At 64.9% G+C, this 23,030-nt stretch carries 22 protein-coding genes and 6 tRNA genes; 21 read left to right on the top strand and 7 right to left on the bottom strand.

Annotated features, from left to right (window positions below; translation table 11 throughout):
- The first annotated feature begins 5 nt into the window (after positions 1-5).
- From GJV26_RS22625 to GJV26_RS22650, 6 genes are all read left to right on the top strand, one after another.
- Positions 6-872 (top strand): CheR family methyltransferase, encoded by an 867-nt coding sequence (locus GJV26_RS22625; RefSeq protein WP_155710955.1) that lies wholly within the window; start codon positions 6-8, stop codon positions 870-872.
- A 64-nt stretch (positions 873-936) separates the two neighbouring features.
- On the top strand, positions 937-1,536 hold the full coding sequence (gene cheD / locus GJV26_RS22630) for a chemoreceptor glutamine deamidase CheD (protein ID WP_155710956.1): 600 nt from the start codon (positions 937-939) through the stop codon (positions 1,534-1,536).
- 36 nt (positions 1,537-1,572) lie between these two features.
- Complete coding sequence (locus GJV26_RS22635) at positions 1,573-2,643, top strand: protein-glutamate methylesterase/protein-glutamine glutaminase (RefSeq protein ID WP_155710957.1); 1,071 nt, start codon at positions 1,573-1,575, stop codon at positions 2,641-2,643.
- 213 nt (positions 2,644-2,856) lie between these two features.
- Positions 2,857-3,246: a chemotaxis response regulator CheY gene (cheY, locus tag GJV26_RS22640; RefSeq protein ID WP_130188415.1), complete on the top strand. Its 390-nt coding sequence runs from the start codon at positions 2,857-2,859 to the stop codon at positions 3,244-3,246.
- 3 nt (positions 3,247-3,249) lie between these two features.
- Positions 3,250-3,897 carry a protein phosphatase CheZ gene (cheZ, locus tag GJV26_RS22645; RefSeq protein ID WP_155710958.1) on the top strand — a complete coding sequence of 216 codons (648 nt, stop codon included), beginning with the start codon at positions 3,250-3,252 and terminating at the stop codon, positions 3,895-3,897.
- A 40-nt stretch (positions 3,898-3,937) separates the two neighbouring features.
- On the top strand, positions 3,938-5,146 hold the full coding sequence (locus tag GJV26_RS22650) for an EAL and HDOD domain-containing protein (protein WP_155710959.1): 1,209 nt from the start codon (positions 3,938-3,940) through the stop codon (positions 5,144-5,146).
- A 75-nt stretch (positions 5,147-5,221) separates the two neighbouring features.
- On the opposite strand, the gene panC is transcribed toward GJV26_RS22650, so the two are convergent.
- From panC to GJV26_RS22665, 3 genes are read right to left on the bottom strand one after another with little or no spacing between them, the layout of a single operon-like run.
- Positions 5,222-6,061, bottom strand: a complete 840-nt coding sequence (gene panC / locus GJV26_RS22655; RefSeq protein ID WP_155710961.1) for a pantoate--beta-alanine ligase — start codon at positions 6,059-6,061, stop codon at positions 5,222-5,224.
- A gap of 49 nt (positions 6,062-6,110) precedes the next feature.
- Complete coding sequence (locus tag GJV26_RS22660; RefSeq protein WP_155710962.1) at positions 6,111-7,001, bottom strand: segregation and condensation protein A; 891 nt, start codon at positions 6,999-7,001, stop codon at positions 6,111-6,113.
- 18 nt (positions 7,002-7,019) lie between these two features.
- Positions 7,020-7,205 (bottom strand): DUF3460 family protein, encoded by a 186-nt coding sequence (locus GJV26_RS22665; RefSeq protein ID WP_229419393.1) that lies wholly within the window; start codon positions 7,203-7,205, stop codon positions 7,020-7,022.
- A 158-nt stretch (positions 7,206-7,363) separates the two neighbouring features.
- On the opposite strand from GJV26_RS22665, the gene GJV26_RS22670 reads away from it, so the two are divergent.
- Entirely contained in the window at positions 7,364-8,269 is a 906-nt protein-coding gene (locus GJV26_RS22670; RefSeq protein ID WP_155710965.1) for a DMT family transporter, read from the top strand.
- A gap of 426 nt (positions 8,270-8,695) precedes the next feature.
- On the opposite strand, the gene GJV26_RS22675 is transcribed toward GJV26_RS22670, so the two are convergent.
- Together GJV26_RS22675 and metG are read right to left on the bottom strand one after the other, a co-directional pair.
- Positions 8,696-9,172 (bottom strand): GNAT family N-acetyltransferase, encoded by a 477-nt coding sequence (locus GJV26_RS22675; RefSeq protein WP_155710967.1) that lies wholly within the window; start codon positions 9,170-9,172, stop codon positions 8,696-8,698.
- Between the two features lie 18 nt (positions 9,173-9,190).
- Entirely contained in the window at positions 9,191-11,347 is a 2,157-nt protein-coding gene (gene metG, locus GJV26_RS22680; RefSeq protein WP_155710968.1) for a methionine--tRNA ligase, read from the bottom strand.
- A gap of 142 nt (positions 11,348-11,489) precedes the next feature.
- Between metG and apbC the strand changes: the two genes are divergently transcribed.
- The gene (gene apbC / locus GJV26_RS22685) at positions 11,490-12,572 is read left to right on the top strand and encodes an iron-sulfur cluster carrier protein ApbC (protein WP_155710970.1); all 1,083 of its coding nucleotides are present in this window, start codon (positions 11,490-11,492) and stop codon (positions 12,570-12,572) included.
- Positions 12,572-13,624, top strand: coding sequence for a WD40/YVTN/BNR-like repeat-containing protein (locus GJV26_RS22690; RefSeq protein WP_155710971.1), 1,053 nt, complete (start codon positions 12,572-12,574; stop codon positions 13,622-13,624). The genes apbC and GJV26_RS22690 overlap by 1 nt, the downstream gene beginning before the upstream one ends.
- Before the next feature lie 193 nt (positions 13,625-13,817).
- Here the strand turns inward: GJV26_RS22690 and GJV26_RS22695 are convergent, their stop codons facing one another.
- The gene (locus GJV26_RS22695) at positions 13,818-15,269 is read right to left on the bottom strand and encodes a serine hydrolase domain-containing protein (protein ID WP_155710972.1); all 1,452 of its coding nucleotides are present in this window, start codon (positions 15,267-15,269) and stop codon (positions 13,818-13,820) included.
- A 69-nt stretch (positions 15,270-15,338) separates the two neighbouring features.
- The gene (locus GJV26_RS22700; protein ID WP_229419394.1) at positions 15,339-15,797 is read right to left on the bottom strand and encodes an O-methyltransferase; all 459 of its coding nucleotides are present in this window, start codon (positions 15,795-15,797) and stop codon (positions 15,339-15,341) included.
- Between GJV26_RS22700 and GJV26_RS30310 the strand changes: the two genes are divergently transcribed.
- The 12 genes from GJV26_RS30310 to GJV26_RS22760 all read left to right on the top strand — a co-directional run bounded on the left by GJV26_RS30310 (position 15,757) and on the right by GJV26_RS22760 (position 23,029).
- Positions 15,757-16,137, top strand: coding sequence for a helix-turn-helix domain-containing protein (locus tag GJV26_RS30310; RefSeq protein WP_229419395.1), 381 nt, complete (start codon positions 15,757-15,759; stop codon positions 16,135-16,137). The genes GJV26_RS22700 and GJV26_RS30310 overlap by 41 nt on opposite strands.
- 36 nt (positions 16,138-16,173) lie before the next feature.
- Complete coding sequence (gltX, locus tag GJV26_RS22710) at positions 16,174-17,592, top strand: glutamate--tRNA ligase (protein ID WP_155710976.1); 1,419 nt, start codon at positions 16,174-16,176, stop codon at positions 17,590-17,592.
- Positions 17,593-17,668: 76 nt separating this feature from the next.
- Positions 17,669-17,744, top strand: a tRNA-Ala gene (locus GJV26_RS22715).
- Between the two features lie 68 nt (positions 17,745-17,812).
- Positions 17,813-17,888 (top strand) — tRNA-Glu (locus GJV26_RS22720).
- Positions 17,889-17,994: 106 nt separating this feature from the next.
- Positions 17,995-18,070: transfer RNA gene (locus GJV26_RS22725), tRNA-Ala, on the top strand.
- 44 nt (positions 18,071-18,114) lie between these two features.
- Positions 18,115-18,190: transfer RNA gene (locus tag GJV26_RS22730), tRNA-Glu, on the top strand.
- Between the two features lie 52 nt (positions 18,191-18,242).
- Positions 18,243-18,318, top strand: a tRNA-Ala gene (locus tag GJV26_RS22735).
- A 39-nt stretch (positions 18,319-18,357) separates the two neighbouring features.
- Positions 18,358-18,433 (top strand) — tRNA-Glu (locus GJV26_RS22740).
- 194 nt (positions 18,434-18,627) lie between these two features.
- The gene (locus GJV26_RS22745; RefSeq protein WP_229419397.1) at positions 18,628-19,200 is read left to right on the top strand and encodes a hypothetical protein; all 573 of its coding nucleotides are present in this window, start codon (positions 18,628-18,630) and stop codon (positions 19,198-19,200) included.
- Between the two features lie 13 nt (positions 19,201-19,213).
- Entirely contained in the window at positions 19,214-20,332 is a 1,119-nt protein-coding gene (locus tag GJV26_RS22750) for a cytochrome c oxidase subunit II (protein ID WP_189442083.1), read from the top strand.
- A gap of 181 nt (positions 20,333-20,513) precedes the next feature.
- Entirely contained in the window at positions 20,514-22,367 is a 1,854-nt protein-coding gene (gene ctaD, locus GJV26_RS22755) for a cytochrome c oxidase subunit I (protein WP_229419398.1), read from the top strand.
- Entirely contained in the window at positions 22,364-23,029 is a 666-nt protein-coding gene (locus GJV26_RS22760) for a cytochrome c oxidase subunit 3 family protein (RefSeq protein WP_229419399.1), read from the top strand. The genes ctaD and GJV26_RS22760 overlap by 4 nt, the downstream gene beginning before the upstream one ends.
- Position 23,030 lies beyond the last annotated feature (1 nt).

The following is a 23,030-nucleotide window of genomic DNA, read 5'->3' on the forward strand; positions in this document are numbered from 1 at the left end:
CCGAGATGTCCAGAGACACCGTCAAGGAATTCGATTTCAACGGCCGCGATTTCGAGCGGGTCCGTGGACTGATCTACAAGCGGGCCGGCATTTCGCTGGCCGACAGCAAGCAGGAAATGGTCTACAGCCGGCTCGCGCGGCGCCTGCGCGCGACGGGCATCGTGTCGTTCGCGAAATACCTCGACGACCTGGAAGCCGGGCGCATGCCCGACGAGTGGGAATCGTTCACCAACGCGCTGACGACGAACCTGACGTCGTTCTTCCGCGAGGCGCACCATTTCCCGCTGCTGGCCGACCACGTGCGCAAGCACAAGGGCGAAACGCTGAACATCTGGTGCTCGGCCAGTTCCACGGGCGAGGAACCGTACTCGATCGCGATCACCGTGTGCGAGGCGCTGAACACGTTGACGCCGCCGGTGCACATCATCGCCACCGACATCGATACCAACGTGCTGGCCACCGCCGCCAACGGCATCTATCCGATCGAACGGATCGAGAAGCTGACGGCCGAGCAGCAGCGCCGCTTCTTCCTGAAGGGGAAGGGCGACAAGTCCGGCATGGTGCGCGCGCGCCCGGAACTGCGCCAGCTGATCACCTACCGCCAGCTGAACCTGCTCGACGAGCGCTGGGACATCCGCGGCCCGTTCGACGTGATCTTCTGCCGCAACGTGATGATCTACTTCGACAAGGCCACGCAGCGCAAGATCCTGTCGCGCTTCGTGCCGCTGATGAAGCCGGATGGATTGCTGTTCGCCGGGCATTCGGAGAATTTCCTGTATGTGTCGGACGCCTTGAAACTGCGCGGAAAAACCGTGTACGAGCTGGACACCGCCGCGCGCGCCAGCGCGGCGGCGGCCGTGGCGAAAGCCTGAATACGGCATCGAACGCCGGCGCGCGAAGCAACCACCAAGCGAGAGCACAAAGCGAAAGACCCAGATGGACAACGAACACATCGCCACCAACGTCTACTACGACCGCACCTTCGACTGCGAGGCGGCGAAGATCCTGCCGGGCGAGTACTACTTCACGAACAAGGACATGCTGATCGTGACCGTGCTCGGGTCGTGCGTGTCGGCCTGTATCCGCGACCGCGTGTCGGGCCTGGGCGGCATGAACCATTTCATGTTGCCGGACGGCGGCGCGGACGCGAACAGCCCCGTGTCGGCATCGGCGCGCTACGGCACGTATGCGATGGAAATCCTCATCAACAGCCTGCTGAAATCGGGCGCCCGGCGCGATAACCTGGAAGCCAAGGTATTCGGGGGCGGCGCCGTGCTGAAGGGCTTTACCGCGATGAACGTGGGCGAGCGCAACGCGGCGTTCGTGCAGAGTTTTCTGCGCAACGAGCGGATCCGCGTGGTGGCCGAGGATTTGAACGACATCTATCCGCGCAAGGTCTATTTCTTTCCCCGTACCGGCAAGGTGCTGGTGAAGAAGCTGATGCAGTCCCATAACGACACACTGGCGAAACGCGAGATCGAATACGCGAGCCGCCTGAAAAAGCAGCCGGTCGCCGGCGAAATCGAACTGTTCTGACAAGGCGCAGTCCTGCGCAGTCTTGCCGAGGAAACCATGAAGATCAAGGTAGTCGTCGTCGACGATTCCGCGCTGATCCGCAGCGTGATGACGGAAATTATCAACAGCCAGCCGGACATGGAAGTGGTCGGCACTGCGCCCGATCCGCTCGTGGCGCGCGAGCTGATCAAGCAGACCAACCCGCACGTGCTGACGCTGGACGTGGAGATGCCGAAGATGGACGGCCTCGACTTCCTGGAAAAGCTGATGCGGCTGCGGCCGATGCCGGTGGTGATGGTGTCGTCGCTGACCGAGCGCGGTTCGGAAATCACGATGCGCGCGCTCGAACTGGGCGCCGTCGATTTCGTGCAAAAACCCAAGATATCGATCCAGACCGGCATGCGCGACTATGCCGACCTGATCGCCGATAAAATCCGGGCGGCGGCCAAGGCGCGCATCCGTGCCCGCACGCTGCCCCAAGCGGGCGCCGAAGGCGCCGCTCCCCTGCCACAATTGCGCAATCCACTGATGTCGTCCGAAAAACTGATCATCGTCGGTGCCTCGACCGGCGGAACGGAAGCGATCCGGGAATTCCTGATGCAGATGCCGTCCGACTGCCCGGGCATCCTGATCACGCAGCACATGCCGGAAGGGTTCACCCGCTCGTTCGCGAAGCGCCTGGACTCGCTGTGCAGGATTTCCGTGTGCGAGGCGCAAGGCAACGAGCGCGTGCTGCCGGGCCATGCCTATATCGCGCCCGGCCACTCGCACCTGCTGCTGGCGCGTTCCGGCGCGAATTACATGACGAAGCTCGACACAGGCGAGCCCGTCAACCGGCACCGGCCGTCGGTGGACGTGCTGTTCCGGTCGGCGGCGCAACACGCGGGCAAGAATGCGGTCGGGGTGATCCTGACCGGCATGGGCAAGGACGGCGCGGCAGGGATGCTGGAGATGAAAGCGGCCGGGGCGTATAATTTTGCCCAGGATGAGGCCAGCTGCGTGGTGTTCGGCATGCCGCGCGAGGCGATCGCCGTCGGTGCCACCCACGAGGTGGGAGCATTGCCGGCATTGCCCGGGATGGTGCTGGGTTACCTGGCACAGCACGGGATGCGCGCCCTGCGGGTGTAGCCCGGTCGGCAACCTATCGTCGACTTATCGGCGGCGATTCTGTGCCACTATGTGACTGCAGTACGCGATACAACGGTTTTGTGTTTTTTACCGGCGATTCGAGGGCGCTTCATTCCCTAGAGGCAACTTAAATGCTATCCTTCGAATCGCTGGTGACGCGACACCAACCACACTAATTATTTATAACCGCGTAGAGAAACAACGGAGCAATTCATGGCTGATCCAAAGATGAAATTTTTAGTTGTTGACGACTTCTCGACGATGCGCCGCATCGTCCGGAATCTGTTGAAAGAACTGGGTTATGCCAATGTGGACGAAGCCGAGGATGGCGTGATGGCGCTGGCCAAGCTGCGCTCGGAACAGTTCGACTTCGTCGTGTCCGACTGGAACATGCCGAACATGGATGGCCTGACGATGCTGCAGAACATTCGTGCCGATCCAGCGCTCGCGAAGCTGCCGGTGCTGATGGTGACCGCCGAAGCCAAGAAGGAAAACATCATCGCGGCGGCCCAGGCCGGCGCCAACGGCTATGTTGTCAAGCCTTTCACCGCGGCCACGCTGGACGAAAAGCTGAACAAGATTTTCGAGAAAATCGGAGTCTGATTCATGGGTGAGCAAGCCGGCGTCGCCGTCGCGGAAGGCGCGGATCCGCATGAGGAGTTCCTGGCGCGCATCGGGCACATGACCCGTGCGCTGCACGAGAACCTGCGCGGTCTCGGGCTGGACAAACTGATCGAGAAGGCGGCCGAGGATATCCCTGATGCCCGCGATCGGCTCGACTATGTGGCGCGCCTGTCCGAAACGGCCGCGCAGAAGGTGCTCAATGCCACCGACGAAGCAGGCCCCCTGCAGGATCGCATCTGCAGCGACGCGAAGGACCTGTCCGGCGCATGGCAGGCGCTGCTCGATGGCCAGGGCGGCGACAACGCCGACTGGCGCGCGCTGGCGCAGCGCACCGTCGCCACGCTGGCCGCCACCACCGAGGCCACCGGCGCCACCAAGGGTCACCTGATGGACATCATGATGGCGCAGGATTTCCAGGACCTGACGGGCCAGGTGATCAAGCGCGTGACTTCCATCGCGCAAAACCTCGAAAAGCAGCTGGTACAGACGCTGATCGACTTCGCGCCCGAGGAGCTGAAGAGGGAGATCGACACCGGTCTCCTGAACGGCCCGCAGATCGACAAGGCGAAAGACGGTGTCGTTGCCGATCAGAGCCAGGTCGACGACCTGCTCGACAGCCTGGGCTTCTGATTCAGGACGGGCCGTACGGCCCGTTTTTACTTTCCCCGCCATGCACCAAACGCATTTCCTCGTCCGCGAGCCGCTGCTCGATCCCCAGCAGCGCGTGGTCGGCTACGAACTCGCCTGGCAGCTCGACCCCGCGGCCGTCCCCGCCCAGGCCGAGCTGGAGGACCTGGTGCGCTTCGTCGCCGGACTCGTCAACGATGCCGAACGGGGCTGGCTGCTGCGCGACAAGACGCTGTTCCTGCAGGCCGTGCCGGGGATGCTGTCGACGGACGCGCTGCATGACCTGCCGCCGCAGCACACGGTGCTGTCGATCCGCACCGCCGAACTGGCCAATCCCGACACGCTGGCCGCCGTGCGCGCGCTGCGCGCCGGCGATGTCGGCATCCTGCTGCGCAACTGCGACCTGGCCCGCGTGGGCAACCGGCTGCCGATGATCGCCTCGTTCGTCGAGGTGCGCTTCACCGGCGCCGACGTGGCCGAGCAGGCGCGCGCCTATGCGGCGCTGAAGCAGTCGTCGGTGCGCATGGTCGGCCGCCCGGTCACCACGTGGGAAGACTTCGATGCCTGCGCCGCGCTGGGCATCGACGCCTTCGTCGGCAAGCTGCACCTGACGCCGCGCCCGGGCCCGGAAGTGAAGGGGATGAATCCGGCGCAGACGGTGATCCTGCAGCTGATGCAGATGGTGCAGGCCAATGCGGACGTGCCGAAGCTCGAAGGCGTGCTGAAACGGGATGCCGCGCTGTCCTACAAGCTGCTCCGCTTCATCAACTCGGCCGGGTTCGGCGCCGGCCGCGAAGTGCAGTCGCTGAAGCAGGCCATCGCGATGCTGGGCTACCAGCCGCTGTATCGCTGGCTGACCCTGCTGCTGGCCACGGCCAGCACGAGCGGCTACTCGCCGGTGCTGCTGGAAACGGCGGTCGTCCGCGGCCGGCTGGCCGAACTGCTGGGCCTGGCCGCACTGGGGCGGGCGGATGCGGAGAATATCTTCGTCGCCGGCATGTTCTCGCTGCTGGACCGGCTGCTGGGAATCCCGATGCAGGAAGTGCTGGAGACGGTGCCGCTGTCGGCCGAGATCGTCGCCGCGCTGCTGGAGCGGGGCGGGCGCTACGGCCCGTACCTGGCGCTGGCCGAGGCGTGCGAGCTCAATTCGAGCCTCGTCGCTTCGCTGGCCGCATCGCTGCGGCTCGCGCCGGAAGAGGTCAACCGGGCGCACCTGTCGGCGCTGGCGTGGGCGCAGAGCGTGACGGGTTGACAGGCGGCGCCACGCGTTGAGCGGAACCGGTACCAGGCATCATTCCTTTCGGGAGTGGCGCCTGGCACCATGACATCAGATTTCCAGGTTGTCGATGAGGCGCGTGGTGCCCAGCTTCGCGGCGGCCAGCACCAGCAGCGGCTCGCCCTGCGCGAGGTCGCCGGCGTTCGGCGGTTGCAGGTTGGCGCGCTTGCGGATGCTGATGTAGTCCGGCTTCCAGCCGCGCGCGGCCAGGCCGTCCATGGCCTTGTGCTCGAGCTCGAACACGTCGAGGTGGCCGGCGCGCACCTCGCCGGCGACGGCATTGAGCGCCGCATACAGCGCCGGCGCCTCGGCGCGTTCCGTGGCGGACAAATACATATTGCGCGACGACAGCGCCAGGCCGTCGTCGGCGCGGAACGTCTCGGCGCCGATGATCTGCGTGGGCAGCGCGAACTGGCGCGCCATGTTCCGCACGATCATCAACTGCTGGTAATCCTTCTTGCCGAACACGGCCACCTTCGGCTGCACGCACGAGAACAGTTTCGTGACCACGGTGCAGACGCCGTTGAAGAAGCCCGGACGGAATTCGCCTTCCAGGATGTTGCCGAGGTCGTCCGGCGGCTGCACGCGGTATTCCTGCGGCTCCGGGTACAGGTCTTTCTCGGTCGGCGCGAACAGCACGTACACGCCTTCCTTTTCCAGCTTCTCCACGTCCGCCTGGAACGTGCGCGGATACTTGTCGAAATCCTCGTTCGGGCCGAACTGCAGGCGGTTCACGAAGATCGATGCCACGACCGGGTCGCCGTGCTTGCGCGCCAGGCGCATCAGCGACAGGTGGCCTTCGTGAAGGTTGCCCATCGTGGGCACGAATGCGGTACGCAACTGGCCTGACAGCTGGTCGCGCAGTTCTTCGATGGAGGAGATGATTTTCATAATATTCTTGTTGGGTCAGGCCGGGAGCCGGCCGGGGATTCGTGTGAAATCATGCGGGCGAATACGCGAGGCGCACATAGATCGGCGCAAACGGCTCGGCCTGGGTGATTTCGATCAGGGTTTCTTTTGCCAGTTCCAGCATCGCGACAAAGTTTACAACGAGCACCGGCACGCCGCCAGCCACGTCGAACAGGTCGGCGAACTCGACGAAGCGTTGCGACTGCAGGCGGCGCAGGATCATCGTCATGTGCTCGCGCACCGACAGCTCTTCGCGCGAAATCCTGTGATGCTGCTTCAGTGTCGCGCGCTTCATCAGGCCGCGCCAGGCCGCCTGCAGGTCCGCCGGACTGACGTCGGGCCACACCGGCACCAGGCTCTGCTCGATGAAGACCTGCGTGCGCACGAAATCGCGGTCCACCTGCGGCACGGCGTTCAGGTCGTAGGCGGCCAGCTTGATCTGCTCGTATTCCAGCAGCCGCCGCACCAGTTCCGCGCGTGGATCTTCCGCCTCGATCTCGATGTCGTGCGGGCGCTGCGGCAGCAGCATGCGCGACTTGATCTCGATGAGCATGGCCGCCATCAGCAGGTACTCGGCGGCCAATTCCAGGTTCGACAGGCGGATCTGGTCCACGTACTTCAGGTACTGCAGCGTGACCTGGGCCATCGGAATGTCCAGGATGTTGAAATTCTGGCGGCGGATCAGGTACAGCAGCAGGTCCAGCGGGCCTTCGAACGCTTCGAGGAAGATCTCGAGGGCATCGGGCGGGATGTACAGGTCGTTCGGCAGCTTCAGCAGTGGCTCGCCGTACAGGCGTGCGAAAGCGGCGCCGGCAGCGGGTGCGCCAGCGCTATCGCCTGCTGGCGGCGCTCCGGCCGGGCTGTCCGGCGCAGCGGTGGCGCTGCTGCCCTGTGCGTCGCCCGCCGCGTCGTGTGGCAGCATGCGTGCCGTCCCGAAGGATCAGAGCTTGTTCTGGTAAACGTAGGGCTGTTGTGCGATGCGGGAATCGCGCTGGCGGGCCTGCTCGTCCAGCGTGGTCGGCGCCTTGTCCCACAGCAGGGAACGGCCCTGTTGCTGGCCTGCCTCGATGCTCGGGTTCTTGTCCTTCAGAGCCTTGATGAACTGGGTGTGCTCGGACTCGTACATGCGGTGTTGTTTGAACAGGAGTTTCATATCGTGAAAGGTGGTGGAAAGCAGCGGGTATTCTACCGCGCTGCGGCATGCCTCAGGGAATTTCCGTATCGTGCCGCATCCCCGCCTGCCGCGTCTGCAACGGCTTGCCGGATCGGTTATTCTTTCCTGCAATGAATTCACGCCTGACACCCCATACCGCCTTCCTTCTGACCCTGGCACCCCTGCTATGGGCCGGCAATGCGATCGTCGGCCGCCTGGTGCACGAACTGGTGCCGCCGATGACGCTCAACTTCCTGCGCTGGCTGCTGGCGCTGCTGATCCTGCTGCCACTGGCGGGGCCGGTATTCGGGCGCGACAGCAACCTGTGGCGGCACTGGCACCACTATGCCGTGCTGGGTTTGCTGGGCGTGGGCATGTATAACGCGCTGCAATATCTCGCGCTGCAGAGCAGCACGCCGATCAATGTGACGCTGGTGGCCGCCGGCATGCCGGTGTGGATGATGGCGACGGGCTGGCTATTTTTCGGCGCGGCCGTGACACGCCGGCAGATCGTCGGCGCGGTGCTGTCGATCGGCGGCGTGCTGGTGGTACTGGCGCGCGGGGAATGGCACCATTTACTGGAATTGCGCCTTGTCGCCGGCGATTTGTTCATGATCCTGGCAACGATCGCCTGGTCGCTGTACAGCTGGCTGCTGATAAGGACTTCCGAGCCTGCCGCGCTGCGCGGCAATTGGGCTTCATTCCTGATTGCCCAGGTGGGATTCGGTGTTGCATGGTCGGGCGCATTCGCCGCCGGAGAATGGGCAATACTCGATCCGGTCATCCATTGGAACACGACATTGATTGCCGCGCTGGTTTATGTCGCGATCGGCCCGGCCATTATCGCATTCCGCTGCTGGGGTGCTGGCGTGCAACAGGCCGGCCCGGCCATTGCCGCGTTCTTCAGTAATCTCACGCCATTGTTTGCCGCCCTGATGTCGTCCGCATTTCTCGGCGAGGCGCCGCATCTATATCACGGCGTGGCATTCCTGCTGATCGTCGGCGGTATTGTCGTGTCATCGCGCCGCCCGGCATAGGTTCCATAGGTGCGCCAGCCGCGTTTTAAAACTGATATGTTGAAGCGGTTCCCTTGAATGCCGGAGGCCACATGCTGAAAATGCTTGCCGCAATCGTCGCGGCACAGTTGTTATTGGCGGCGTGCGACCAATCCACCCCGCCCAAGCCGCCCAAACCCATCGCTGGACAGCAACAATCCTGATAACAGCACAGCCGGCCCCAAGCGCCGGCTTTTTTTCATCAGATCGTTTTAATTGCGGTTCAGCGTTGGAAAATCGGGCGGTACGACGCTCCGGCTGTCCCCGATTTTTTATGACAGTACAGTTATATAAAGACAAAGAAATCGGCGAATACAGGCCTTTTTATGCTGATAATTGGTCTCATCGAGCCAAATATTGGCATGAAGTGACGGTGTGAAAGCGCCGTCTGAGTGATAGTCTCAACAATCAGCGCAGTGTACGGCGCATTACGAGCGGGGCTGGTTCCAGGGGATTAGCGTGCGAGTACTCGAGCTCTTCGGCCAATTCGAATTCGAAGGCGGCATAGAAATCGACCAGCTTGGGCTGGTCGTTGCGGACAGCGAGGCGCAATTCGCCGATGCCGCTTTCGATGCCATGGTGAATTACCGCTTCCAGTAAATGCTGGGACAGGTTATTGCCGCGATATTCCGGCACCACACCCATCCTGAGAATTTCCCAGCAATCCGGTTCCGTATCGTGCGGCAACCAGCGCACGGAACCGATTGGAAAGTTTTCCTTCAATAAAATAAAACCGCCGCCCTGGCGCAGGTGTTCTGCGACGAGGACGGCGGTTTCACGGTGGCCGCTGGAAGTGACGCTGACTTTACCGGCCCACGCAGTGCGCGTGAGGCCGGCAATTATCGGTGCATCGTCGCTGGCGGCAGTCCGGACGACAAATTTCATCGTTTGCTCGAATCTTTTTCAGCCGATACGCATGCCTGGCTCGGCGCCCGGCCATGGGTTCAGGATATAAATGCCGGGATTGGCTTTCTCGTCCGCGGCGGATGCGGCCAATACCATGCCTTCGGATATGCCGAATTTCATCTTGCGCGGTGCCAGGTTCGCGACCAGTACCGTCAATTTACCGACCAGGTCGGCCGGCTGGTACATCGATTTGATGCCGGAGAAAACATTGCGGTGGCGGCCTTCGCCGGCATCCAGCGTGAGGCGCAGCAGTTTGTCGGAGCCTTCGACGTGCTCGCAATTGACGATCCTGGCGATGCGCAGGTCGATTTTCACGAAATCGTCGATCTTGATCTCGGGCGCCAGCGGCTCGATGCCGGTGCCGGTAGCCGGTGCGGCAACGACGGCCGGGGCGGTCGTGGCGGCGGCCGGCGCGGCAACCGCCGCGGCAGGCTTGGGCGCGTCGAACAGCTCGTCGATCATTTTCGCGTCCACGCGGGTCATCAGGTGGCTGTAGGCACCGATGGTGCGGCCCAGCATCTCGGACGACGCCGCTTCCAGGCCCGTGTCGGCCCAGGTCACGTGCGCGTCGTTCAGGAACGTCCGGACATTCGCCGCCACGCCCGGCAGCACCGGCGACAGCAGGATGGTCAGCTGGCGGAACAGGATCAGCGCCGTCGTGCACACTTCGTGCAGTTCGGACAACTTCGCTTCATCCTTGGCCAGGATCCATGGCTTGTTCTCGTCCACGTACTGGTTCGTCACGTCGGCGATTTCCATGATTTCGCGCAGTGCGCGGCCGAACTCGCGGTTTTCATAGTGCAGGGCGATCGCATCGGCACGAACCAGGCCATCGGCGTTCTTCAGCGCCCGCTTGATCCAGCCGCGCGCTTCGTGGGACAGCTCCGTGGCCAGCTTGCCATCGAATTTCTTGGCGATGAAGCCGGCGCAGCGACTGGCGATGTTGATGTATTTGCCGATCAGATCGGAATTGACGCGCGCGACGAAGTCCTCGCCGGTAAAGTCCAGGTCTTCCACCTTGGAATTGAGCTTGAAGGCGATGTAGTAACGCAGCCATTCCGGGTTCATGCCCAGGTTCAGGTAACGCAGCGGCGAAATGCCGGTGCCGCGCGACTTGGACATCTTTTCATTGTTGACCGTCAGGTGGCCGTGCACGTTCACCTTCAGGTTGTCGATCACCGGATGGCCGGCGAATTTCAGCATCGCCGGCCAGAACAGCAGGTGGAACGAGACGATATCCTTGCCGATGAAGTGGATCTGCTCGGTGGCCGGGTCGCGCAGGAACGTGTCGTAATCGATGCCGTGCTTGCCGAAATAATTCTTCAGCGACGCCAGGTAACCCACCGGCGCATCCAGCCACACATAGAAGAACTTGCCCGGCGCATCCGGGATCGGAATGCCGAAATAGGGGGCGTCGCGGGAAATATCCCAGTCGGCCAGCTTTTCGCCGGCTTCGCCCAGCCATTCCGATACCTTGTTGACCATTTCCGGCTGCAGGCGGCCCGGCGTGTTCAGCCAGTCGCGCAGGAATTCGAAGCAGCGCGGGTCGGAAAGCTTGAAGAAATATTGTTCGGAAGGCTTCAGCACCGGCGTGGCGTTGGTGAACACCGAATACGGGTTGACCAGGTCGGTGGGCTGGTAGGCGGCGCCGCACACTTCGCAATTGTCGCCGTACTGGTCCTTGGCGCCGCATTTCGGGCATTCGCCCTTGATGTTGCGGTCGGCCAGGAACATGCCCTTGACCGGATCGAAGAAGCGGTCGACGGTTTTCGTCTGGATCAGGCCATTGTCGCGCAGCTTGCGGTAGATGCCCTGCGACAGCTCGACGTTCTCCGGCGAATCGGTCGAATACCAGTTGTCGAAACCGATATGGAAACCGTCCAGGTATTGCGCGCGGCCGGCGGCGATCTTGGCCACGAATTCCTGCGGCGTGATGCCTTCCTTTTCGGCGGCGATCATGATCGGCGTGCCGTGCGTGTCGTCGGCGCCGACGAAATGCACTTCGCGCGGCGCGAGCTTGCCGTCCACGTTGTCGCTCTGCATTCGCTGGAAACGGACCCAGATGTCGGCCTGGATGTATTCCATCATGTGGCCGATATGGAAGGCGGCGTTTGCGTAGGGCAGGGCGGTGGTGACGAACAGCTTGCGGGTCATGGTCAGCGCTAGTGAGGTTGTATAAAGGGTGCCATTTTACCAGCCTGTGAAAGGCCATGCGCCAGTTGTGTACGTACTCGCCAGGCTTTGCATGCCGGCGGCCGATTTGCGCTAGACTGCCGCATCAATCACGGAGATTTACATGAGCATCACAGTCGAAGACGTCAAGGCAGCCTTGTCCAAGGTGGTCGATCCGAACACCACGAAGGACTTCATCGCCACCAAATCGGTCCGCAACCTGAAGGTCGAAAACGGTCAGATCAGCCTGGAAATCGAGCTCGGGTACCCGGCCAACAGCCAGATCGAGCCGATCCGCGCCAGCGTGCTGGCCGCGCTCGCGTCTTTCGGCCTGCCGGTCAGCCTGAACGTCTACAGCAAGATCATCGCCCACACGGTGCAGCGCGGCCTGAAGCCGCTGCCCAATGTCAAGAACATCATCGCTGTCGCTTCCGGCAAGGGCGGCGTCGGCAAGTCCACCACCGCCGTGAACCTCGCGCTGGCGCTGGCCGCCGAAGGCGCCACCGTCGGCGTGCTCGACGCGGACATCTACGGCCCGTCGCAGCCGATGATGCTGGGCGTATCCGGCCGCCCGGTCACGAAGGACGGCAAGTCGATGGAACCGATGGAAGGCCACGGCGTGCAGGTCTCGTCGATCGGCTTCCTGATCGATCCGGACGAGCCGATGGTCTGGCGCGGCCCGATGGTCACCCAGGCGTTGCAGCAGCTGCTGGACCAGACCAACTGGCGCGATCTGGATTACCTCGTCATCGACATGCCCCCGGGCACCGGCGACATCCAGCTGACGCTGTCGCAAAAAGTGCCGGTGACCGGCGCCGTGATCGTCACGACGCCGCAGGACATCGCGCTGCTCGATGCACGCAAGGGCCTGAAGATGTTCGAGAAGGTCGGCATCCCGATCCTGGGCGTGGTGGAAAACATGAGCACGCACATCTGCTCGAACTGCGGCCATGTCGAGGATATCTTCGGTGCCGGCGGCGGCGAGAAGATGACGCAGGACTTCAAGGTCGATTTCCTGGGCAAGCTGCCGTTGCAGATGTCGATCCGCGAGCAGACCGATTCCGGCAGGCCCACCGTGGTGGCCGAACCGGACGGCCCGGTGGCGCTGATCTACAAGGAAATTGCCCGCAAGGTGGCCATCCGCGTGGCCGAAAAAGCCAAGGACATGAGCAGCAAGTTCCCCACCATCGTCGTCAAGAACGATTGATGAGGATCGCCATCGCCCTGGCCGCGATGCTCGTTGCCGCACCGGCACTGGCGGCGCAGGATGCGCCTCGGCCCGCGTGGCAGCCGCAGGCCGCCGCCACGCAGGTGGAGCTGCGCGGCCTGTCGGTGGTCAGTTCCACCGTGGCATGGGCCAGCGGTGCGAAGGGCACCGTGCTGCGCACCGTCGACGGCGCCACGTGGACCGTGCTGGCCGTGCCGGGCGCCGACAAGCTCGACTTCCGCGACATCCACGCGGTCGACGCCAGCACGGCGATCGTGATGAGTGCCGGCCCGGGCGACGCGTCGCGCATCTATCGCACGGCCGACGGCGGCGCGACATGGCAGCTGTCGGTCACCAACCCCGACCCGCGCGGCTTCTGGGACGCGATCGCATTCCGGGATGCGCGCCACGGCATCCTGTTCGGCGATCCGGTCGATGGCCGCTTCCAGGTACGCGTCACCAGTGACGGCGGCGAAACATGGCAGCCGGTCAAGGATGACGAAGGCCTGCGCGCGTTGCCGGACGAAGGCGCGTTCGCCGCCAGCGGCACGTGCCTGACGGTGGCCGGCAGCGGCGATGCATGGTTCGCCACCGGCGGCGCGCAGAACCCGCGCGTGTTCCATTCGAAGGACGGCGGCCGCACATGGCAGGCTGCGGCCGTGCCGGTTGCCGCCGGCGCCCCGGCCCGCGGACTGTTCTCCGTGGCGTTCGGCGATCCGCAGGTTGGCATCGCCGCCGGCGGCGACTACAAGGAAGTGAACCTGGCGGGCGTGAACGGCGCCCGCACCGAGGATGGCGGCGCCAGCTGGACGCCGGTGCAGGTGTTGCCGGCCGGCTACATGTCGGTGGTGGTGCCGGTGCGCGGCGCCCCCGGGGCGTTCGTGGCGGCCGGGCTGGCCGGTTCCGGCTATTCCACCGATGCCGGCAAGAGCTGGAAGATCCTCGACCGCACGCCCGTCAACACCGTGGCGTTCGCATCGCCGGCCGCCGGCTGGGCGGTGGGGCCGAAAGGGCTCGTGCTCAGGTACACGGGCGCGCCGCTGAACAAATAATCGGTATCGCCATGTGGCCGCCCTGCGCCAGCCAGGGCGAAGCCTGCGCGAAATCAAACGATGTCCCGGGGCCAGGCACCAGGACAAAACCTGCGCAAGATCAAACGATGTCCCGACGCCAGGCCCCAGGACAAGACCTGCGCGAAATCAGGAAATGAGTGGGGTAGTGACGCCACCTGGCGCCGGAAACGGATTACTTCGCCTTCTCGAACGCGGTATCGAGCCCCGGCGCGGTGATGCGTCCGCGCTCGCCGGTGGCGGCGAAGCGCAGTTCGGCTTCCATCGACGTGACGAACCAGCTGCCGTCCGGCGCCGCATGCAGCGGTTCCGGGGCCCCGGCGCGCAGTGCCACGGTCAACCGGTCGCCGGCGCGGGCGATCGTGAAGTCGCCCAGCCCCTCGATCACGTACTTGCCCGGCAGCGCGGTGAGCGCGGCGGCGGGCGTGGCCACGGCGGCGCGCACCGTGGCGCGCTGCGTCGGCCAGTTGTAGGCCGTGGCCACGGCGCGCACCAGTTCCCCCGCCAGTTCGCCGCCCCGGTCGCCGTTGGTCATCACGGCCACGCCGTCGCCGCGCTCCGTGTAGGCGACCAGCGTGTTCTGGTAGCCCGCGTTGGCACCGCCATGGCTGAACGACCGGGCCTGGCCGGTACCCTCGATGCGCCAGCCCAGGCCGAAGTTTTCCTGCACGGGTGACAGCATCAGTTGCGTCATCGATTGCGACAGCACCTTGTTCGACTGCCCCGCCGCCGATTGCTTGACTTCGATCGCCAGCCGGGCCAGGTCCGAAGGTGTCGTCCACAGGCCGGCCGCCGCCAGTTCCGGATAGGTATGCGGCCCGCCGGCGATCGGCTTGCCGGCGGCATCGTGGGGCAAGGCGGCGCGCGCCAGCAGCGCCGGCGGCAGCGGCTGGGCGAATGTGCTGTCGTGCATGCCGAGCGGTCGCAGCACCGTGTCCTGCACCAGTTGCGCGAAATCCTTCCCGGCCCGCTCGCCGATCACGTATTGCACGACCTCGTAGCCGCCGCCCGAGTAGCGCCACTTCGTGCCGGGTTTCGTCGACACGTGCACGCCGCGCGAATTGGACGGCGCGGCGCCGTTGAGCAGTTGCACGAGGGTCGGCACCTTCGCGCCCGCCGCATAGCCGGCGAAGCCGTGCACCGTGGTGCCGGCCGTGTGCGACAGCAGCTGGCGCAGCGTGACGGGGGTGTCGTCCACGTTGTTCGGCAGCTTCCACCAGTTGAGGTAGCCGTTGACGTTGGTATCGAGCGCCAGCGTGCCGTTTTCCACCAGCTTCAGCGCGGCGACCGCGGTCACCGGCTTGCTGATCGAACCGGCCTGGAACAATGTGGAGGGCGAGACGGCCGCGCCGCCCGGCGTCACCACGCCATAGCCCTTCGCCCATTCGATCTGTCCGGCATGGATGACCGCGATGCTGGCGCCCGGCACGCCCAGGCGGGCCATTTCATCGGCCAGCCGGCGGCTGGCCGGCGCCGCGCCGGCAATCGCGACGGCAGGCTGCAGGCCCGCTTCCACGGCGGCGATGCGGGCCGCGAGCCCGGGATCGTCGGTGGCCGGGGCGGCGGTGCACAGCATGGGGGTGGCCAGCAGGAAAGCGGCGAGATGCGGGGCGGGGCGACGATGCAAGGTGTTCTCCTCCTGTGAAAAGAAGAGCCCAGTATATATTGCAATGTCGAGAGCGCAATGTCGGGTCCGTCAGCGGAGTAGCGTTGCCAGCAACAGCGGGTGATAGTCGTCCAGCGCGCGGATGTACAGCGTCGAGGTGGCATAGCCGTTCGCACTGCCCTGCAGGTATTCCACGAAGTCCGCTGCACCGGCCATCGCCGTGTTGTCGGCCACGATGAGCGCGCCCGGCAGCAGGTCCGGTTCGAGCTGCCGCAGCAACGGCAGGTACTGGCGCTTGGCGCCGTCGAGCAGCACCATGCCCATGCGGCGCGGCGGATCGGCTGCCAGCGTGGCCAGCGCGTCCCCGACCCGGACGTCGACCAGGTCCGCCAGCTGCGCGTCCGCCAGGTGGCACCTGGCCCGGGCCGCCTTGCGGGCCACCAGTTCGGTCGAGATCACGCGGCCTTCGCCACGCCGGCGCACGGCCGCTGCCAGGTGGATGGTCGAGATGCCATATCGCCCGCCGGCAAGCGCGCTGCGCGGCGACATCGCGCACGCCTGGCACGACGCGCAGGGCGGCGGCGTTCCGGCCGGATTGCTGGCGCTGCTGTACGGCGAACCCGGCAGGCCCTTGCACGAGGCGGCGCGGGAGCTGGGCTGCGCGCCCCGCACGGTGCAGCGCGCGCTGGCCGGACTCGGCCTGACGTACGATGTGCTGCGCCAGGCGGTACGGCTCACCATCGCCGGCCGTTTGCTGCGCGACGGTACCGGCATGGTGACCGAGGCCGCGCACGCGGCCGGCTTTTACGACGCGGCGCACCTGAACCGGGCCTGGCGCGCGGCCTGCGACATCATGCCGCTGCGCTACCGGGCACTGACGCGCGTGTAATAAAATAGCTCCTTTATCCATTCGCCGCATACCCACATGACCACTGCCGCCACACAAAATCCGACCCCGGTCCGTACCCGGTTCGCTCCCAGCCCGACCGGCTTCCTCCACCTGGGCGGCGCCCGCACGGCGCTGTATTCGTGGGCCTTCGCACGCCACTTCGGCGGCACGTTCGTGCTGCGCATCGAGGATACCGACGTCGAGCGCTCCACGCCCGAGGCCGTGCAGGCGATCATCGACGGCATGCAGTGGCTGGGCCTGGACCATGACGAAGGACCGTTCTACCAGATGCAGCGGATGGACCGCTACCGCGAGGTGATCGCCCAGATGCTGCAGGCCGGCACCGCGTATCACTGCTACAGCACGCCGGAAGAAGTCGAGGCGATGCGCGAGCGCTTCCGCGCCGCCGGCGAAAAGCCCCGCTACGACGGCACCTGGCGGCCGGAAGAGGGCAAGACGCTGCCGGCCATCCCGGCCGACCGCAAGCCGGTGGTGCGCTTCCGGAACCCGCTGGACGGCGACGTGACGTGGAACGACGTGGTGAAGGGCCCGATCACGATCTCGAACCGCGAGCTGGACGACCTGGTCATCGCCCGCACCGACGGCACGCCCACCTATAACTTCTGCGTGGCGGTGGACGACTGGGACATGCGCATCACCCACGTGCTGCGCGGCGACGACCATGTCAACAACACGCCGCGCCAGATCAACATCCTGCGTGCGATCGGCGCCGAGCTGCCCGAGTACGGCCACCTGCCGATGATCCTCGGTCCGGACGGCCAGAAGCTGTCGAAGCGCCACGGCGCCGTCAGCGTGATGGAATACCCGGCCCAGGGCTTCCTGCCTGAAGCGATGCTGAACTACCTGGCGCGCCTGGGCTGGAGCCACGGCGACGATGAAGTGTTCTCGATGGAACAGTTCTGCGAATGGTTCAACCTGGAGCACCTGACCGCCTCGGCGGCGCAGTTCAACAACGAAAAGCTGGCCTGGCTGAACAATCACTGGATCAAGCAGGCCGACAACGACCGGCTGGCCGGGCTGGCCAAACCCCGCATGCTGGAAGCGGGCGCCGTGTTCGACGGCGCGCCCGGGCTGCCCACCGTGCTGGCGCTGCTGAAGGAGCGTGCCAACACCGTCAACGAACTGGCCGACGCGGCGATGCTGTTCTACCGCGCGCCGCAACCGGATGCGGCGCTGATGGCGCAGCACTTCACCGATGCGGTGAAGCCAGCGCTGGCACTGTTCGCCGAGCGCATCGCCACGGTTGAATGGACCAAGGAAGCGATCGCCGCGATGATCAAGGAAGTGCTGGCCGCCAACGGCCTGAAGATGCCGCAGCTGGCCATGCCGCTGCGCCTGATCGTGACCGGCCAGCTGCAGACGCCGGCGATCGATGCCGTGCTGCAGTTGTTCGGCCGCGACGTGGTACTTGCGCGCCTTGCCAAATTCATCTGAAAAATGCGCCGAAAATCTTTCATTTGGGTATTTGCGTTTTCTTAAACCGCTGCTATACTTCTGTCTCTTCGCAAACGGGGGTATAGCTCAGCTGGGAGAGCGCTTGCATGGCATGCAAGAGGTCAGCGGTTCGATCCCGCTTACCTCCACCAGTTTGGCGAAGAGCAGGTTGTGATGGCAGTGGCAGCAACGCGGTAAATATGCAGTACGGAAGTTCCGGGTCCCCATCGTCTAGAGGCCTAGGACATCACCCTTTCACGGTGAGTACCGGGGTTCGAATCCCCGTGGGGACGCCAAGGTTTGGTAGTCGAAGTTTGTTGTGATTGTCGCGGCATGAAATATGCCAGTCGCGGCAGTGGTAACAAAGGTCGCGGAAGCGGCTTTTATTTTGTCTGTGCCAGCGGGGGTATAGCTCAGCTGGGAGAGCGCTTGCATGGCATGCAAGAGGTCAGCGGTTCGATCCCGCTTACCTCCACCAACCGGCGCGGACAAGGCAGTGAGCAGTTGCAGTGGCAGTCCAGGGTCCCCATCGTCTAGAGGCCTAGGACATCACCCTTTCACGGTGAGTACCGGGGTTCGAATCCCCGTGGGGACGCCAGCGCAGGTTGCTGGCAAATGCAGCAGAAGTGGCAGTACATTGTCTGACCAGAGGGGGTATAGCTCAGCTGGGAGAGCGCTTGCATGGCATGCAAGAGGTCAGCGGTTCGATCCCGCTTACCTCCACCACGGGCAGACAGTCGAAGCAGGCAGTATCGGAAGTCCACGGTCCCCATCGTCTAGAGGCCTAGGACATCACCCTTTCACGGTGAGTACCGGGGTTCGAATCCCCGTGGGGACGCCAGTCTGGCAACGCAGTTCCGCAGTACCGCAGCATCAAATGACCAGGCCGCCATGTGCGGCTTTTTTGTTGTCCGCCGCAGTCGTTTCACCGCCTTCCAGAGTTCCCCTTTCAACAAAAAATTCTCTCCTTGTTCCGGCGCGGTTCCGACCTACACTCAAGGCATTCCTCGTTGTGAATGCATTGGGGAGGCGCACATGGAACATCCGCATTTCAAACATTACCTGAGCAAACATAACCTGGGCTCGCATCTGGAGTCCTATCTGCACCGGATAAATCCGGGATCGCGACTGGCGTCGCACCGCTGGGCGGCACGCGAGCCCGACTGGGTGATCGGCGCGCTGGCCGGCTTCGGCGCCGGCGGTATCGTGATGGTGCTCGAACTGGCTTTCGCGGCCGCCATCGGGGCCGATCCGTGGCGCACGCCAAGGCTGATTTCAGCACTCGTGCTCGGCTCGCCGGCGTTGCAGTTCGCCGGCTACAGTCTCGAGGTGGTGATCGCCGCGCTCGCCGTGCACTACCTGCTCGGCACCTTCTTCGGCCTGGTGCTGGCCGCGATCATCGCGCCGTTCCGTCTCGATTCCAGCACCGTCATGGTGGTCGTGGCCGGCGCCGTGTTCGGCCTGCTGCTGTACCTGTTCAATTTTTACGTGATCACCAGCGTATTGCCGTGGTTCGCCGAGATGCGCGGCTGGACCACCGTGCTGGGCCACGTGGAGTTCGGCGTGATGGCCGGGCTGCTCTACCGGATTCTCGAGCGGCGTCGCTGAGGCGGCCATGGCGATCGCGCTGGCGGTGGTAATGGTGCTGATCGCGGCTGGCGCTGTGGTCTTCCACTTCGTCAGTCCGTGGCAAGTCACCGGGATCGCGTCGAACTGGCACGCGATGGATGATGCGCTGTGGCTGACCTTCGTGATCACCGGCGTCGCGTTCGTCGTGCTGCACCTGTTCGTTGCGTATGTGCTGGTGCGCTACCGGCACCGCGCCGGCCACCGGGCCTCGGCCGCGCACGGCAACCGGAAGCTCGAGTGGTGGCTGATCGGCGTCACCACGGCCGGCATCATCGGGCTGCTGGCGCCGGGCCTTACCGTGTATGCGCGGCTGATCACGCCGCCCGCCAATGCCGCGGTATTCGAGGTAATGGGGCAGCAATGGAACTGGCATTACCGCCTGCCCGGGCGCGATGGCAGGCTCGGCGCGGCGGCGGTGCGCTTCGTGACCGGCGCCAACCCGTTCGGCATCGATCCGCGGGACCCGTCCGGGCAGGACGACGTGCTGGTGCAGGGCCAGGAACTGCACCTGCCGCTGAACCGTCCCGCGCTTGCGCAGTTGCGCGCGCAGGATGTGCTGCATGACTTCTACGTGCCCCAGTTCCGCACGCGGATGAACATGGTGCCGGGGATGGTCACGCATTTCTGGTTCACGCCCGAACGCACCGGGCGCTATGAGGTGCTGTGCGCGCAGCTGTGCGGCGTGGGGCATTCGAACATGCGCAGCTGGGTCGTCGTCGACGAATTGCCAGTGTATGCGACTTGGCTGGCGAAGCAGCCCACGTTCGGCGGCGGCGCCCCTTCGGGTGGCCCGGGCGCCGCCGCGGGCGCCCCGGGCGGTCCGGCCGAGCCCGGCAAGCTGGGCCGGCTGGTGGCGCAGCAGAAGGGCTGCGTCGCCTGCCACAGCGTGGACGGCAGCCGCGGCGTGGGGCCGTCGTGGAAAGGGCTGTACGGCAGCAGCGAGGCGCTGGAAGGCGGCGCCACGGCGAAAGTCGACGAAGCCTACCTGCGGGAGGCGATCAACGCGCCGCAGGCCAGCGTCGTGCGCGGCTATCCGCCGGTAATGCCGCCGGCCGGGTTGTCGGAAGCGGAGCTGGCGGCCGTCGTCGAATACATCAAGACGGTGCATTGATGGCCGGAAGAGCGGTGCGGGGAACGGTGCAAGGCGCGCTGCGGTGCGCAGTGCAGCGGTCTATGCGCCGGGCGGTTCGCGGAGTGGTGACCGGCATTGATGACGGCCATCGATAAAACAGCGTTGATGAACCAGCATTGATCGACCAGCATCGATCAACCACTATTCCAGCGGAGGGCGCATGTCCGACGAGATCAGGAAGAGCCAGGGCGCCATGCACGGGCCGGCCGGCGGTGCCGACGTCGCCGGCACCGCAGACGGCGAGGGCGCCGGCGGGCACGGCCCGACCGGCTTCTGGACCCGCTATGTCTGGAGCCAGGACCACAAAGTGATCGCCATCCAGTACACGCTGGTCGCGCTGGTGGTCGGTGTGATCGGCATCGTGCTGTCCGACCTGATGCGCCTGCAGCTGGGCTTCCCCGGCAAGTTCGAATTCATCGACCCGGCCAGCTATTACCAGTACATCACGATGCACGGCATGATCATGGTGATCTACCTGCTGACGGCGATCTTCCTGGGCGGCTTCGGCAACTACCTGATCCCGCTGATGGTGGGGGCGCGCGACATGGTATTCCCGTACCTGAACATGCTCAGCTTCTGGTTCTACCTGCTGGCCGTGCTGATCCTGATCGGCAGCTTCTTCGTGCCGGGCGGCCCCACCGGCGCCGGCTGGACGCTGTATCCGCCGCAGGCGATCCTGCCCGGCACGCCGGGCATCGAGGCCGGCATCGTCGTCATGCTGGTATCGCTGCTGGTGTTCATCGCCGCCGCCACGATGGGCGGCCTGAACTACGTGACGACGATCCTGCAGGCGCGCACCCGCGGCATGACGCTGATGCGCATGCCGCTCACGGTGTGGGGCATCTTCATCGCCACGATCCTGGCGCTGCTGGCGTTCCCGGCGCTGTTCGTCTCCGGCGTGATGATGCTGCTCGACCGCGTGCTGGGCACGAGCTTCTTCATGCCGGCGATCGTGTCGATGGGGCAGCCGCTGGGCTACAGCGGCGGCAGCCCGCTGCTGTTCCAGCACCTGTTCTGGTTCTTCGGCCACCCCGAGGTGTATATCGTGGCGCTGCCCGCGTTCGGCATCATTTCCGACCTGATCAGCGTGCATGCCCGCAAGTGCATCTTCGGTTACCGGATGATGGTATGGGCCATCGTGATCATCGGGGCGCTGTCGTTCGTCGTGTGGGCGCATCACATGTATGTGTCCGGCATGCATCCGTGGTTCGGCTTCTTTTTCGCGGTCAGCACGCTGGTGATCGCCGTGCCCACGGCGCTGAAGGTGTACAACTGGACGCTGACCCTGTGGCGCGGCGACATCCATCTCACCGCGCCGATGCTGTTCGCGCTCGGCTTCATCAGCACGTTCCTGATCGGCGGGCTGACCGGCCTGTTCCTCGGCAATGTCAGCGTCGACATCCCGCTGTCGAACACCTATTTCGTCGTCGCCCACTTCCACATGGTGATGGGGGTGTCGCCCGTGCTGGCCGTGTTCGGCGGCATCTATCACTGGTACCCGAAGGTGACGGGACGGATGTACCACGAAGGGCTGGCGCAACTGCATTTCTGGATCACGTTCCTGGGCGCCTATGCGATCTTCTTCCCGATGCATTACCTGGGCCTGCTCGGCATGCCGCGCCGCTACTATTCCTACGACAACTACAACTTCATCCCGCCATCGGCGCAATCGCTGAACGCGTTCATCACGGTGGCCGCGCTCGTCGTCGGCATCGCGCAATTGCTGTTCCTCGCGAATCTCGCGTGGAGCGCCCGGCGCGGCTGCCCCGCGGGCGCCAATCCATGGCGCGCGGGCAGCCTGGAATGGCACACGCCGCAAACGCCGCCGGCGCACGGCAACTGGGGCGCGCAGCTGCCGGTCGTCTATCGCGGGCCGTATGGCTATGGCCGCAGCGATCCCGAAGGCGATTACCTGCCGCAGAACGTGGGGCCCGACGTGGGGCCGGATGAGTCCGATGAAGGCAAAGGCCGCACCGGCGCCGCGCGGCCGGCCGCAAAAGGAGGGGAAGCATGAAGCTGCGTACTGGATGGTTGATCGATCCCGCGTGCCGGTTCCAGCCGGACGGCTATTGTCCCGGGTCCGGGCCGGCGCCCTACGGCACCCGCGAAGTGGGCCTGTGGACGTTCATGGGCGTCGTCTGCACGCTGTTCGCGCTGTTCGGCGCGGCCTACCTGATGCGGATCAGCTACGAGGACTGGCGCCTGTTGCCGCCCGTGCCCTGGCAGCTGTGGCTGTCCACCGGCATGCTGGTCGCGAGCGATGCGGCATGGCTGCTGGCGGCGCGCGTTGCGAAGCGGCGGCATGCGCGCCGCGCCGGGCAACTCGGCATGCTCGGCTGGGTGCTCGCGGCGGCGTTCGTGGCCAGCCAGCTGTGGGCGTGGGATGCGATGGCCGCGCAACGGGTCATCGTCACCGCGGGGCCGGCAGCCGGCTTCTTCTACATGCTGACAGGGTTGCACGCCGTCCACGTGATGGGCGGGATGGCGGCGGGCGCGTGGGTGCTGGCCCACCGGCGCCCGGACGGGGGCATCCGCCTCGGCGAGGGCCTGGCACTGTGCGCGCGCTACTGGCACATGCTGCTGGCGCTGTGGTGCGCGGTGTTCGGCCTGCTGTTCTGGATGACGCCGGAGCTGGTGCGCACGATCTGCGCCGGCCTCGGCCTCCCCGTGCGTTGAA

The sequence above is a fragment of the Pseudoduganella dura genome (genome assembly GCF_009727155.1).
GTDB classification, from domain to species: domain Bacteria; phylum Pseudomonadota; class Gammaproteobacteria; order Burkholderiales; family Burkholderiaceae_D; genus Rugamonas; species Rugamonas dura.

Coding starts and splice junctions, on each gene's coding strand:
- GJV26_RS22625 (WP_155710955.1), top strand. CDS start 6: ATGTCCAGAGACACCGTCAAGGAATTCGATTTCAACGGCCGCGATTTC.
- cheD (WP_155710956.1), top strand. CDS start 937: ATGGACAACGAACACATCGCCACCAACGTCTACTACGACCGCACCTTC.
- GJV26_RS22635 (WP_155710957.1), top strand. CDS start 1,573: ATGAAGATCAAGGTAGTCGTCGTCGACGATTCCGCGCTGATCCGCAGC.
- cheY (WP_130188415.1), top strand. CDS start 2,857: ATGGCTGATCCAAAGATGAAATTTTTAGTTGTTGACGACTTCTCGACG.
- cheZ (WP_155710958.1), top strand. CDS start 3,250: ATGGGTGAGCAAGCCGGCGTCGCCGTCGCGGAAGGCGCGGATCCGCAT.
- GJV26_RS22650 (WP_155710959.1), top strand. CDS start 3,938: ATGCACCAAACGCATTTCCTCGTCCGCGAGCCGCTGCTCGATCCCCAG.
- panC (WP_155710961.1), bottom strand. CDS start 6,061: ATGAAAATCATCTCCTCCATCGAAGAACTGCGCGACCAGCTGTCAGGC.
- GJV26_RS22660 (WP_155710962.1), bottom strand. CDS start 7,001: ATGCTGCCACACGACGCGGCGGGCGACGCACAGGGCAGCAGCGCCACC.
- GJV26_RS22665 (WP_229419393.1), bottom strand. CDS start 7,205: ATGTACGAGTCCGAGCACACCCAGTTCATCAAGGCTCTGAAGGACAAG.
- GJV26_RS22670 (WP_155710965.1), top strand. CDS start 7,364: ATGAATTCACGCCTGACACCCCATACCGCCTTCCTTCTGACCCTGGCA.
- GJV26_RS22675 (WP_155710967.1), bottom strand. CDS start 9,172: ATGAAATTTGTCGTCCGGACTGCCGCCAGCGACGATGCACCGATAATT.
- metG (WP_155710968.1), bottom strand. CDS start 11,347: ATGACCCGCAAGCTGTTCGTCACCACCGCCCTGCCCTACGCAAACGCC.
- apbC (WP_155710970.1), top strand. CDS start 11,490: ATGAGCATCACAGTCGAAGACGTCAAGGCAGCCTTGTCCAAGGTGGTC.
- GJV26_RS22690 (WP_155710971.1), top strand. CDS start 12,572: ATGAGGATCGCCATCGCCCTGGCCGCGATGCTCGTTGCCGCACCGGCA.
- GJV26_RS30310 (WP_229419395.1), top strand. CDS start 15,757: ATGCCATATCGCCCGCCGGCAAGCGCGCTGCGCGGCGACATCGCGCAC.
- GJV26_RS22700 (WP_229419394.1), bottom strand. CDS start 15,797: ATGTCGCCGCGCAGCGCGCTTGCCGGCGGGCGATATGGCATCTCGACC.
- gltX (WP_155710976.1), top strand. CDS start 16,174: ATGACCACTGCCGCCACACAAAATCCGACCCCGGTCCGTACCCGGTTC.
- GJV26_RS22745 (WP_229419397.1), top strand. CDS start 18,628: ATGGAACATCCGCATTTCAAACATTACCTGAGCAAACATAACCTGGGC.
- ctaD (WP_229419398.1), top strand. CDS start 20,514: ATGTCCGACGAGATCAGGAAGAGCCAGGGCGCCATGCACGGGCCGGCC.
- GJV26_RS22760 (WP_229419399.1), top strand. CDS start 22,364: ATGAAGCTGCGTACTGGATGGTTGATCGATCCCGCGTGCCGGTTCCAG.